Source organism: Pseudomonas bohemica (assembly GCF_002934685.1).
GTDB classification, from domain to species: domain Bacteria; phylum Pseudomonadota; class Gammaproteobacteria; order Pseudomonadales; family Pseudomonadaceae; genus Aquipseudomonas; species Aquipseudomonas bohemica.
In genome coordinates, this window is the sequence record NZ_NKHL01000121.1 from 518,706 (window position 1) to 531,241 (window position 12,536).

The 12,536-nt window shown below is 60.4% G+C and carries 12 protein-coding genes; 5 read left to right on the forward strand and 7 right to left on the reverse strand.

What is annotated here, in order from left to right; genetic code table 11:
* The first annotated feature begins 77 nt into the window (after positions 1-77).
* Positions 78-1,226: a 4-phosphoerythronate dehydrogenase PdxB gene (gene pdxB, locus CE491_RS29790; RefSeq protein WP_110951887.1), complete on the forward strand. Its 1,149-nt coding sequence runs from the start codon at positions 78-80 to the stop codon at positions 1,224-1,226.
* On the opposite strand, the gene CE491_RS29795 is transcribed toward pdxB, so the two are convergent.
* Both CE491_RS29795 and CE491_RS29800 read right to left on the reverse strand, forming a co-directional pair.
* Entirely contained in the window at positions 1,227-2,207 is a 981-nt protein-coding gene (locus CE491_RS29795; RefSeq protein WP_110951888.1) for a zeta toxin family protein, read from the reverse strand. It abuts the gene before it with no gap.
* Between the two features lie 181 nt (positions 2,208-2,388).
* Positions 2,389-2,568 (reverse strand): PA1571 family protein, encoded by a 180-nt coding sequence (locus CE491_RS29800; RefSeq protein ID WP_110951889.1) that lies wholly within the window; start codon positions 2,566-2,568, stop codon positions 2,389-2,391.
* Positions 2,569-2,864: 296 nt separating this feature from the next.
* On the opposite strand from CE491_RS29800, the gene CE491_RS29805 reads away from it, so the two are divergent.
* Positions 2,865-4,655, forward strand: coding sequence for an ABC transporter transmembrane domain-containing protein (locus tag CE491_RS29805; RefSeq protein ID WP_110951890.1), 1,791 nt, complete (start codon positions 2,865-2,867; stop codon positions 4,653-4,655).
* 101 nt (positions 4,656-4,756) lie between these two features.
* On the opposite strand, the gene ppnP is transcribed toward CE491_RS29805, so the two are convergent.
* Positions 4,757-5,044, reverse strand: a complete 288-nt coding sequence (ppnP, locus tag CE491_RS29810; protein WP_110951891.1) for a pyrimidine/purine nucleoside phosphorylase — start codon at positions 5,042-5,044, stop codon at positions 4,757-4,759.
* Between the two features lie 89 nt (positions 5,045-5,133).
* Complete coding sequence (locus CE491_RS29815; protein ID WP_110951892.1) at positions 5,134-5,676, reverse strand: exonuclease domain-containing protein; 543 nt, start codon at positions 5,674-5,676, stop codon at positions 5,134-5,136.
* Between the two features lie 331 nt (positions 5,677-6,007).
* On the opposite strand from CE491_RS29815, the gene CE491_RS29820 reads away from it, so the two are divergent.
* The gene (locus CE491_RS29820; RefSeq protein WP_110951893.1) at positions 6,008-6,838 is read left to right on the forward strand and encodes a substrate-binding periplasmic protein; all 831 of its coding nucleotides are present in this window, start codon (positions 6,008-6,010) and stop codon (positions 6,836-6,838) included.
* Between the two features lie 100 nt (positions 6,839-6,938).
* Here CE491_RS29820 and CE491_RS29825 read toward each other — a convergent pair whose 3' ends face one another.
* Positions 6,939-7,106 carry a DUF2897 family protein gene (locus tag CE491_RS29825; protein WP_110951894.1) on the reverse strand — a complete coding sequence of 56 codons (168 nt, stop codon included), beginning with the start codon at positions 7,104-7,106 and terminating at the stop codon, positions 6,939-6,941.
* A 185-nt stretch (positions 7,107-7,291) separates the two neighbouring features.
* On the reverse strand, positions 7,292-8,656 hold the full coding sequence (gene eat / locus CE491_RS29830; RefSeq protein WP_110951895.1) for an ethanolamine permease: 1,365 nt from the start codon (positions 8,654-8,656) through the stop codon (positions 7,292-7,294).
* Positions 8,657-9,008: 352 nt separating this feature from the next.
* On the opposite strand from eat, the gene pyrF reads away from it, so the two are divergent.
* On the forward strand, positions 9,009-9,707 hold the full coding sequence (pyrF, locus tag CE491_RS29835; protein WP_199885290.1) for an orotidine-5'-phosphate decarboxylase: 699 nt from the start codon (positions 9,009-9,011) through the stop codon (positions 9,705-9,707).
* A gap of 124 nt (positions 9,708-9,831) precedes the next feature.
* Here pyrF and CE491_RS29840 read toward each other — a convergent pair whose 3' ends face one another.
* Positions 9,832-10,974 carry a glycerophosphodiester phosphodiesterase gene (locus tag CE491_RS29840; RefSeq protein WP_110951897.1) on the reverse strand — a complete coding sequence of 381 codons (1,143 nt, stop codon included), beginning with the start codon at positions 10,972-10,974 and terminating at the stop codon, positions 9,832-9,834.
* Between the two features lie 623 nt (positions 10,975-11,597).
* Between CE491_RS29840 and CE491_RS29845 the strand changes: the two genes are divergently transcribed.
* Positions 11,598-12,533: a 2-hydroxyacid dehydrogenase gene (locus tag CE491_RS29845; protein ID WP_110951898.1), complete on the forward strand. Its 936-nt coding sequence runs from the start codon at positions 11,598-11,600 to the stop codon at positions 12,531-12,533.
* Positions 12,534-12,536: the final 3 nt, after the last annotated feature.

The following is a 12,536-nucleotide window of genomic DNA, read 5'->3' on the forward strand; positions in this document are numbered from 1 at the left end:
CCCTGGCTGCGTCATTGCTCCGCACTGGCTCCCCGGCACGCTAGCGCCTACACTGCCGCGACTTCAGGGAGCCCACCATGCGCATAGTTGCCGACGAAAACATTCCACTGCTCGACGCCTTCTTTTCCGGTTTTGGCGACATCCGCCGTTTTCCGGGACGTACCCTTGACCACGCTGCGGTGGCCGATGCCGATATCCTGCTGGTGCGCTCGGTGACGAAAGTCAACCGCGAACTGCTCGAAGGCACACCGGTTAGGTTCGTCGGCACCTGCACCATTGGCACTGATCACCTCGACCTCGATTACTTCGACGAAGCCGGTATCCGATGGGCCAGCGCGCCCGGCTGCAACGCCCGCGGGGTGGTGGATTATGTGCTCGGCAGCCTGCTGACCCTGGCCGAAATCGAAGGCGCCGATCTGACCCAACGCACCTACGGCGTCGTCGGCGCAGGGCAGGTCGGCGGTCGGCTGATCAAGGTGCTGCGCGGGCTGGGCTGGAATGTACTGGTCTGCGATCCGCCGCGGCAGGCTGCCGAAGGCGGCGATTACGTCAGTCTCGATGAGATCATCGCCCGTTGCGACGTCATCAGCCTGCACACGCCGCTGAACAAGACCGGCGATCTGCCGACCTGGCACCTGTTGGATCGCGCGCGCCTGCAAAGACTCAGGCAAGGCGCGTGGCTGATCAATGCGGCACGCGGCCCGATAGTGGACAACAGGGCGCTGCGTGAAGTGCTGCTCGAGCGCGAAGACTTGCAGGCGGTGCTGGATGTCTGGGAACACGAGCCGCTGGTAGACGTGGACCTGGCCGAGCTGTGTGTGATCGGCACCCCGCACATTGCCGGCTATAGCCTCGACGGCCGTCAGCGCGGCACAGCGCAGATCTATCAGGCATTGTGCGCGCACTTGGGGCAATCGCCGACCATCGAACTTGCCGACCTGCTGCCCAAGCCCTGGCTGGCGCAAGTCGCGCTGGACGCTGCAACCGACCCGGCCTGGGCGCTGAATATGCTCTGCCGTGGGGTCTACGATCCGCGCCGCGACGATGCGGACTTGCGCCGCAGTCTGGTCGGCGACTCTGCCAGCCAGCGCCTGGCCTTCGACGCCCTGCGCAAGCACTATCCGCCGCGCCGGGAAATCGAAGGCCTGCGGGTGAGCATCAACGGCCACTCGGCAGCGTTGCAGCAGATCGTGCAGGCATTGGGCGCGGTGTCGGTCGGCGAGTGATCACTCGACGTATTTCTTGATGTAGCCCCACAGCGTCTCCGGCAGGCGAGGCGGGATCTGCTTCCAGAAGTCGCGCATCCGCGCAAGGGCGGCGTAGGCCTCCTGCCACGCTTGCTTGCGGTCCTCGATGCTACTGACCGGTGCTTCCACCAATGCGATGAAACTGCCATAGCTGCACGGCACCGGCATTTCTTCGCTGCGCTCGATCCGATGGGTCTGTTCCTGCACAGCGATCGTCGTGCCTTGTTCGTCCGTGAAGACGATCGGCGTCAGCGTGTTGACCCGTTCGCAACGGCTGCTGCACAGCTTCCTGCGGTTTATCAGGGCACCGAAGCCCCGTTCATACATGCTGATGGTCGAGCCGCTGACGCGCATGCACGCCGTTTCGAACGCATTGAGGATGACCTCGGCATTCTCGATGCTGGTCTCGATGGTGGCGATATCGACGAAGCGCTCAAGGCTGCCGCTTTCCAGCGCGTTCAACGCGCGTTTGATCGTGGAGAGGTGAACGAAGTCCTTTTTGCAGCCGATCAGGTGCACGTCGAACTGGTAATCGGCCAGCTCTGCGCCGGTGATGACCGTGGCGAAGGCCTTCGTATCCAGCGCGGTCTCCATGATGATGTTGAATTTGTTCCTGTACGCGTGGGCAAAGATCAGGCTGCACAGCTCCCAGATAAACGCCTCGGTGTGCTTGTAGCGGCTGGTCACGTCCTGATCGGCGAATTCGGCATAACGCGGGTGCAGCTCGCGCAGGTCTTCCGAATACAGGCGCACATAGTTGCCGTAGCGTGGATCCTTGAGCAGGGTATTATTGAGCATGTAGGTCTTGCCCGAACCCTGAACCCCGGCGACCACCAGGATCTTCGGCGCCGGTTGCCCATCGGCGCCAATATCTCGGCTGACGTCGAACAGGGTTTTTTCAAGTTCGGTATAGACGTGGTTCAGCTGCTGAGGGGTGTAGCCATAACGCGAAACAGACATATCGATCTTCCTTGGATCAAGTCAATTGACGGTTGAAGGCCAGGACGTAATCGCAGGATCTGTCGGGATGCAACGGGGTTCGGGACGCGGGCTATTGCAGGATGTTTCGGTGTATTACAGCAAGCTTTATAGCGCAGGCATAAAAAACCCGGCGTCGAAGCCGGGCTTCAAAGGAGTCTGTTCATCGATCTTGTTTTTCGGGTTTGACCCAGTACTTTTCGCATTCCTGACACGCCGCCTGAACCATTTCTTCAGTAATCAGGATCTGATTCCCGTATTCATCAACAATGGCGCCGCCCAGTTGCGACTCGGGTTGGGGCCGTACCACGGGTTCTTGATTGCTGCTGTTTTGCAAGCTCATGGCCTGTCTCCTCATCAGGTTGTGCGCTTCAGGTTTCCGCGCTCGCTGACCACGCCATGACATCCCTGGACGCATCAAGCGCCCCTTCAGTCCAACAGATGACGGCGACAATCGCCAGCCGCTCGTTAGACCGATCTACTCTAACCGTCCTCGGTTAGCGTCATAACGTGGCGCTGCTTCAAGGTCGATACCCCTATCCTGACTGGCAGCGCCGCCTTGAGTTCAGCAAAAGACGACGAGCGTGCATGCAAGGGCCGGTGTAGGCTCTGCGCTTGAGTCTCTATCGAGTGCATTTCATGGCATCAGTGTTCTCCGGCCGTCAGCGTCACGCCATTCGCCTGGCGCTTCGGATGATCGCGCCTTACCGCAAACAGGCCATCGGCGCATTGGTGGCGCTGATCGTCACGGCCGCCATCACCCTGTCCATGGGCCAGGGCATCAAGCTGATGGTCGATCAGGGCTTCATGACCCGCTCGGTCACCTTGCTCAACGAAACCATCGGGCTGTTCATGGTGCTGGTCGTGGCGCTGGCGGTGGGCACGTTTACCCGCTTCTATCTGGTGTCGTGGATCGGCGAGCGGGTCGTTGCCGATCTGCGCAAGCAGGTGTTCGATCATCTTGTCAGCCTGCATCCCGGGTTTTACGAGAACAACCGCAGCTCGGAAATCCAGTCGCGACTCACGGCCGATACCACACTGCTGCAATCGGTGATCGGTTCGTCGTTGTCGATGTTCCTGCGCAACGCGCTGATGGTGATTGGCGGGGTGATCCTGCTGTTCTTCACCAACCCCAAGCTGACCAGCATCGTGGTGGTGGCATTGCCGCTGGTGGTGGCGCCGATTCTGATCTTCGGACGGCGGGTGCGCAGCCTGTCGCGGGAGAGTCAGGACCGCGTTGCCGACGTTGGTAGTTATGTGTCCGAAGCGCTGGGGCAGATCAAGACCGTCCAGGCCTACAACCATCAGGAGCAGGACCGGCAGCGCTTTTCGCAGACAGCCGAAGGGGCCTTCGAAACCGCGCGTAAGCGGATTCTGCAGCGCTCGTGGCTGATCACCCTGGTCATCGTGCTGGTGCTCGGTGCGGTGGCGGTGATGCTCTGGGTCGGCGGCATGGACGTCATCGCTGGACGTATTTCAGGGGGTGAACTGGCAGCATTCGTGTTCTACAGCCTGATCGTCGGCAGCGCGTTTGGCACCCTCAGCGAGGTGATCGGCGAGCTGCAGCGCGCGGCGGGCGCGGCCGAACGCATCACCGAGCTGTTGCAGGCGCGCAGCGAAATCACACCACCCGCTGGCGATGTGCTGAAGTTGCCGGAGCGGGTCAGCGGTCGTCTGGCGCTGGAAAACATAAGTTTTGCCTACCCATCACGGCCAGAACGCAACGCGGTTGACGGCCTGAGCCTGATCATCGAGGCGGGGGAGACCCTTGCGCTGGTAGGGCCTTCAGGCGCGGGCAAGTCGACGCTGTTCGATCTGTTGCTGCGTTTTTACGATCCGCAGCAGGGCCAGATTCTGATCGAGGGGATACCCGCCAAGCGCCTCGATCCGCTGGACTTGCGTCGTTGTTTCGCCTGGGTTTCGCAGACCCCAGCGCTGTTTTTCGGCAGCGTCGAGGACAACATTCGCTACGGCAACCCTCATGCCAGCGACCAACAGGTTCAGGCCGCGGCGCATATCGCCCATGCCCACGAATTCATCCAACTGCTGCCGCAGGGATACCGGACCCACCTGGGCGATGGCGGGATGGGGCTATCTGGCGGGCAGCGGCAGCGCCTGGCGATCGCCCGTGCGCTGCTGGCCGATGCGCCGATCCTGCTACTCGACGAAGCCACCAGCGCGTTGGATGCACAGAGCGAACACTTGATTCAGCAGGCGCTGCCAACGCTGATGCAAGGCCGCACGACCCTGGTCATCGCCCACCGGCTGGCCACCGTGCAGAACGCCGACCGGATTGCGGTGATGGATCAAGGAAAACTCGTGGCGGTGGGCACGCACCGGGAGTTGATTGCCAGCAACCCGTTGTATGCGCGTTTGGCGGCGTTGCAGTTCAACGCGGGCCAGCCAGAAAAAGAAGTGAACATTACGTAGCAGCGAGTTTTACAGCCGTTGCCGCTGTCAAGCCGCGCTTGCTGCAGCGTGTTTGACCCGCAGAAACGACAACGGCGCATCAAGCGCCGTTCGCTGCAAAATCAATCCTGGCGGTATTCGCAAAGGTAAGCGGTGTCGACACTGACCTCCAAGTCGAACTTGCTGTTGGCCGGAACGCGGAACTGGTCGCCCGCGCTGAAGCTTTCCCAGTCATTGCTGCCCGGCAGCAGCACTTTCAGCGAGCCCGAGATCACATGCATGATTTCCCGATCGGCTGTGCCAAAGTTGTATTTTCCTGGAGCCATGACGCCGATGGTGGCTTGGCCTTCGGCTTGTTGAAAGGCGATGGACTTGACGGTGCCGTCGAAATACTCGTTGACCTTGAACATGGCTGTTCTCCTTGGAAAGGGCTGGAAAAGGTCGGATAGTATGCCCAACGTACAAAAGGCCGTCATCCGCTTTGATAAATGCGTCACTTTCAGGAAGGGATGACCAGCGGCAACAGTCGCGCGGTGTTTTGCGCGTCGGTTAGCGCCCGGTGTTGCTGGCCATTGAAGTGCATGCCAGCTAACTGAAGCGCGGTGTTCAGCCCGCAGGGTTTTTGCAATTGCCGGGCCTGCGCGAAGCGCTGCTTGAGGTTGATGTGCGGCAGCGCGCTCAGGTCGCTGCTCAATTGATGCTCCTGCCACTGCCGCAGCAGTTGCTCTCGATCGTAATCGCCCCAACTGACCCAGCCCACCAATCGCGTGCGGTGATGACTCATCCAGCGCTCGAATTGCGGCCAGATCGTGGTCAAGGGCGACGCGGTGTCGATCTGGCCCTGTTGAATGTGCGTCAGTTCCCGGCAGAACGATGTCAGCTGAGGCCTGCGTGCCGGTCGCACGAAACGTTCGAAATGATCGATCTCGCGTCCGTCGGCGTTGACCACGCAGGCGCCGATTTCAATGATTTCCATCTCTGCCACAGGCCATCCGCCCTCTTCTGTGGTCGCCTCCAGATCTATCACCAACCAATGGGGCATTACTCGCTCCCGTTTTCCTAATCCGTGGCACCGTCATGCAGCGTAGTCATATTCAGCCCATTGCGTCCAATGCAGCTGTCGCACGGCTCATGGTGGGACTCGCCTGACGGAAGATTGTTTGACGAGGGGGCGATTTTTTTGTCGGATCGGGAGTGCAACTCCTGGCCGAGCGCTTGCTTGGCTCAGGCGCGCGGCATAAATTGCGCCGCGGCCACTGCTGAAACTGCCGGGCGGAAAATAAAGCTGGTTTTGACTTGGTTTGACCGTTGTCTAATTGTTCGCGAGCGCATAGCTTACGCGTATTCCGATTCGCCAGAGGTGGTTTGTGTTGATGTGTACGCCGGTGCGGATGGTTTTGAAAACGCTGCTGTTGGCAACGACCACATTGTGGGCCTGGCAAGCGGGTGCGGCGCAGGTCGTGAGAATTGGAGCGGCGCATTTTCCGCCCTACACGATTCGCCCCGAGCGCGGCGAAGACACCGGGTTGCTGCCGCAGATGATCAGCGCATTGAATGCCATGCAGAGCGATTACCGCTTCGAGATGGTGCCGACCTCTATTCCCCGTCGTTTCCGCGATTTCCAGCAGCATCGCTTCGACATGGCGATCTTCGAAAACCCGGCATGGGGCTGGAAGGACATCCCGCACGAAGATGTCGACATGGGCCTGGAAGACGCAGAAATTTTCGTCACCCACCGCGTTCAGGGGCGCACGCAAAATTATTTCGATGACCTCAAGGGCAAGCGTCTGGCGCTGTTCAGCGGCTATCACTACGCCTTTGCCCACTTCAACGCTGACCCGAAATTCCTCGCTGACCACTACAACGCCACGCTGACCTACTCCCACGACAGCAATCTGCTGATGGTGTTGCGTGATCGGGCGGATATCGCGCTGGTCACGCGCTCTTATTTGAGTACGTTCATGGCCGGTAACCCGCGGGATGCCGATCAATTCCTGGTTTCCGACAGGGTCGATCAGGTCTATCGCCACTATGCGTTGCTCAGGCCTGACGCTCCGATCACCGGGGAGAAGTTCGGCGAGCTGCTCAAGCAACTGCGGGAAAACGGGCAGATGTTCAAGATTTTCCAGCCATTCCGGATTGCCGTGACGCCACAGGCCAGCCATCACGCGGTGGCGCTGGATGACGGGGGAAACCGGGATTGAGGGCGTTTTAAACAGGGGAGTCTGGAAGGGGGCTTAAAGAGGGGCGCGGCGAGCGGGCGATGATTTCCCAACGCCCGACGGTCCTGGTGGTCGCGTGCCGTTATCGGTCACCTGCTTCCTTGGCATCCATTTCAGCGTTTCGCTCGTGGACGCGCTTGAGCTGTTCTTCGGTCAGGGGAAGTTTTTTCGCCGAATCCTTGAGCATCAGCAAACCACCGACGATCGAGCCGATTGCAATTACCAGAATCAACCAGGCATACCAGGGCATGATGCTCTCTCCTTATTGTGATACCGCTTTGAGCAGCGCCGCTGCCCAGTGGTTCAATTCCAGGAGATGCGCGGTGAAGGTAGAGGGTCATTGTCTCACTTTACCCGCAGCAGCACGGCTTGCCGGCGGTGACGGCCATAATCGTTACCGTCGGCAAGCCGGGCTGCTACAGGGCTTGATGCGGTTTAAATTCCCGTCAGCATCGAATCGGCCGGCGCTGCCGAACGCGCCCGCCCGGTCATGCCGAAGTAGATGAAGCCGACCGCCATGAACCCCAGGAAGATCAGGCCTATCAGGGCGTTGAACCAAGCCATGGCAATCAAGCAAACCACAGCCAATACCAGCGCAATGCCCGGCACGATCGGGTAGCCGGGGGCGCGGAAGGTGCGTTCCAGCAGCGGTTCGGTTTTGCGCAGTTTGAACAGGCTCAGCATGCTCATGACGTACATCACGATGGCGCCGAACACCGCCATGGTGATCATCGCTGCCGTAAGGGTCATGCCGCTGAGGTTGATCAGGCCGTCGCTGTAGATCGCTGCGATGCCGATCAGGCCCCCGGCAATGATTGCCCGGTGTGGTGTCTGGAAGCGCGACAGTTTGGCCAGCGATGCCGGCAGGTAACCGGCGCGGGCGAGGGCGAAGAACTGCCGCGAGTAGCCCAGGATGATGCCGTGGAAACTCGCCACCAGGCCGAACAGCCCGATCCACACCAGCATGTGCAGCCAGCCGGAGCTTTCGCCGACCACCGCTTTCATGGCCTGAGGCAGTGGGTCGTTGATGTTCGACAGGGCTTTCCAGTCGCCCACGCCGCCAGCGAAGAACATCACACCCATTGCCAGCAGTACCAAGGTGATGATGCCGCTGATGTAGGCCTTGGGAATCGTGCGTTTGGGATCTTTCGCTTCTTCGGCCGCCATGGCTGCGCCTTCGATGGCGAGGAAGAACCAGATGGCGAACGGAATCGCCGCGAACATGCCGGCAATCGCCGGCGCGCCGAAGCCGTCGGACCCGGCCCAGCCATTGAGGGCGAAATTGCTGAAACTGAACGCAGGCGCGACCACGCCCATGAACACCAGCAGCTCCAGGACAGCGAGGACACACACCACCAATTCGAACGTGGCAGCGAGTTTCACGCCAAGGATGTTGAGGGTCATGAACACGATGTAGGCGCCGACAGCCGCGTGTTTGGGGTCGAGCTCGGGAAACTGCACATTGAGATAAGCACCGATGGCCAAGGCAATGGCGGGGGGCGCGAAGACGAATTCGATCAAGGTCGCCAGCCCTGCGATTAGCCCGCCTTTCTCACCGAACGCTCGGCGGCTGTAGGCGAACGGCCCGCCTGCGTGGGGAATGGCGGTGGTCAGTTCGGTAAAACTGAAAATGAAACAGGTGTACATCGCCGCGACCATCAGCGACGTCACCAGAAAGCCCAGCGTCCCGGCCACGCCCCAGCCATAGCTCCAGCCGAAATATTCACCGGAAATCACCAGACCGACAGCGATTCCCCACAAATGCAGCGTGCCCAGTGTGGGCTTCAGTTGCGTATTCATGCGTCACTCCCTGGATTGATTGGATCATCGGGAGGCAATGCGTTGCAGTGGTCATGCCAGTGGTTCGCGGATATGTCGTAATGTTCCGAAAGAGGTCGCATGCAGAATGCTTTGTCGGCGATTTTGAGGCGAACGCGCACGATTGAGGCGCGCCCTGGGCAATGTCGGGGCGATCTGCACAGGTGTAGCAGCACCGCTTGCCAGCGGTAGCGTCGTCAAACTCGTTGCCACCGGCAAGCTTCCTGTTGCTGGCGATAGAGGATGTTTGCAGAGTTTGCCGATCACCGGGTCCCGCGCCGCGCGTTGTTCAGCTACAATGCGCGCCGATTTCGACTTGCCAGAGAATCCGCTCATGTCCGTCTGCCAGACCCCAATCATCGTCGCCCTGGATTTCCCGACTCGCGAAGCCGCGTTGAAACTGGCCGATCAACTGGACCCGAAACTGTGTCGGGTCAAGGTTGGCAAGGAGCTGTTCACCAGTAGCGCATCAGGCATTGTCGAGACCCTGAACGCCAAGGGCTTCGAAGTATTCCTGGACCTCAAATTCCACGACATTCCCAACACCACGGCCATGGCGGTCAAGTCTGCGGCCGAAATGGGCGTATGGATGGTCGACGTGCATTGCTCCGGAGGCCTGCGCATGATGGCGGCCTGCCGCGACGTGCTCGATCAGCGTACGGGCGTCAAACCGCTGCTGATTGGCGTGACCGTGCTGACCAGCATGGAACGTGAGGATATGGCGGCCATCGGCCTGGACATCGAGCCGCAGGAGCAGGTGCTGCGTCTGGCTGCATTGGCCGAGAAGGCCGGCATGGACGGGCTGGTGTGTTCAGCGCTGGAAGCGCAGGCCCTGAAAACCGCGCACCCGTCACTGCAACTGGTGACCCCGGGCATTCGTCCGGCGGGCAGCGCGCAAGACGACCAGCGTCGCATCCTGACTCCGCGCCAGGCGCTGGATGCAGGTTCCGATTACCTGGTCATCGGCCGCCCGATCAGCCAGGCAGCCGATCCGGCGAAAGCGTTGGCGGCGGTCGTGGCCGAGTTGGCGTAAAACCTGCCGCTACAGCACGATTTGTAGGAGCACGCTTGCCCGCGATGCGTTATGTCTGCCACCACCATGGTGACTAACAGTCCGCCTTCGCGGGCAAGCGCGCGCCTACAAGGTCATGTGAGTTTCAATACCCGATCCGCTTCAGAATCGACTCCATGCTTTGCTTCGAAGGCCGGCCATAGAATTTCAGCAGTTCCGAAGCTCGATTGGTGAAGAACCCGTCAACCCCACGCGCGCTGATCGCCTTGAAGTCCACCGCATCGTCCACGGTATACGGGTGGATGATCAGGCCGCGATCGTGGGCCATCTTGTTCATCCACGGCTGCACCAGATCCATGTAGCTCTGATCCCCGCCGTTCTTCAATGCCGCCGCAGGGCCCGTGCCAATGGCGCCATGGGCTTTCGCCCAGTCCATCCACGCGGCAAACTCTTCCTTCGATTTCACCTGTTGACTGGCGTAAAAGCTTGCCTTGTCCTTCGCGCCCGAATCCTTGAAGCTCTTGTCGGATGCCGCCGGGATGTAACCGTCACCTGTCCACAACAGCAGTACTTTGGGCGTGTCCGGCATCGCTTTTTGCAGCAACTCCAGACTTGGCTTTTCAAACGTTTGCAGCACGACGCGACCCGGTGTGTGCGCCACATTGACGTAACCTTTTTCCGCCGCAGGACGCTGGCTCAGCCAACCGCGTTGGTCGAGCTTTTTCCTGAGGTCTTCTTCAATCCCCGGAAACTGCGCGGGCACCTTGGTCTCGATGTACAGCCCCGGCTTGTTCTTGCCGCCTTCGGCGATGTCGATGACCTCGTCCAGGGTCAGAATCTTCAGCCCGGCATAACTGGCGCGGGCGCGATCCGGATGGGCCTTGTTGAACCATGAGCCGGCATCCAGGCGCTTGATTTCCTCCAGCGTGAAACTGCTCAGGGGGTCTTTGACGCGACTCGGATAGACCTCGGCGATATTGGTGGTGCGCTCCAGCGTGTCGTCGTGCAGGGCGATGAGCACGCCGTCCTTGGTTCGCTGAATGTCCATCTCCAGATAGTCCGCGCCCAGCTCGCGGGCCAGGGTATAGGACGGCACGGTTTCCTCCGGCGCATTAAACGAAGCGCCACGATGGGCGATCACCGCAGGCCACGGCACGCCGACCTTGGCGGCCAAGGCCTTGCCCGGATCACTGGCGGCCATCGCAGCCCCCGACGACAACATGACCCCAGCCAGCGCGGTGCTGAGCAATGTTCTGGAAAGTGACGTTCTAGAGAACCCTTTGAGCATGGTGATAACGTTCCTTATGTGCATGATTCATTCATGAAGCGGCATGGCTCACCGCTGCGCGCTCAGTCAGCGTTTCGCTGCTGCGTATCCCGGACGCACCCTTGGACCATAAACAGCTACCCTGGGTGCGGGCAACCTGTCTGTCGCACAGGGAAAGCCGCTGTCGTTCTGAACCTCTTGAATCGGCGATGGTTGAATGCGGCGGGGACGGGAATGACGGCACCAGTTTCATGAAGTTTCGTGAAGCTCCATCGTCTTGCGCATGACTGTTTCGTTTGCAGACTGCGTTTCCGGGGCGATTCCTGTATCAAGGCCAAGGAAGTTTCTCCGCTTTCGGTAGCAACGATGACCTTGCGCGGACGTCCTCCTTTCAAGGCATTCGTGTTTGCGGCGGCGGGTTTTACCTGACTGCTGCGTCGACCGTTGCGGGCCGCTATGGCACTCGCTGCCATCGCTATCAGTGGCTCGCTGGCCGATACCAGTGCGGCGAGCGAAACGTTTATGTCTGCCCGGCCAAAGCTTGCGCCGGGCTTTTTGTTGAGCCAATTTCTATTCGGACGCTGCACAACTGCTCTAACTCACGCTACTGTCTATGCCATCGAATTTTCCGCGACGGAGGGATGATGACGAAGACAGTGTTGGTGTTGGTCGAGAGCGTGAACGAGTACTTGCCGATTCTGGAGGACAAAGGGTTTCGTCTGATTCTGGCTCCGACCCCCGCGATGCGGGCGGAGGCGGTGGCGTCCCGTGGGGATGAGATCGATGCGGTGCTGACCCGTGGGCCGTTGGGTTTAACAGCCAACGAGATCGCGGCGCTGCCGAAGCTGGGCATTATCTGTGTGATCGGCGCCGGTTACGAGCAGGTGGATCTGTTGGCCGCCGAAGCGCGGGGAATCACCGTGACCAATGGCGCCGGGGTCAATGCGCCAAGCGTGGCCGATCACGCGATGGCATTGCTGCTGTCGGCGGTGCGGGACATTCCTCAAGCCGATGCTTCCGTGCGCCGAAGCGAGTGGCGCAAGGCGACCCGGCCATCGTTTGCCAACAAGCGAATCGGCATTCTAGGGCTGGGGGCGGTGGGCATGGCGATCGCCAGGCGGGCGCTGGGCTTTGACATGCAGGTGAGCTATCACAGCCGTTCCCGACGTGACGATGTGGACTTCTCCTATTGTGCGACGCCGTTGGCGCTGGCCGCTGAATCCGATTTTCTGATCGTCGCCACGCCCGGTGGCGGCGGCACTCGCCACTTGATCGACAAGGCGGCTATCGAGGCGTTGGGGCCTGAGGGCTTTTTGGTGAACATCGCCCGGGCCAGTGTGGTGGACACCGACGCGTTGGTGGATGCCTTGCAACATGGGCGTCTGGCGGGCGCAGCGCTGGATGTATTCGATGACGAGCCGCAGGTCCCGGATGCCCTGAAAACGTTGAGCAATGTAGTGTTGACGCCCCATGTGGCGGGCCTGTCGCCAGAAGCGTCCCGCGCAACGGTGCAAATGGTCGCCGATAACCTGTTGGCGTTTTATGCGGGCAAGCCGGTGTTGACGCCTGTGCACAGTTGAGTC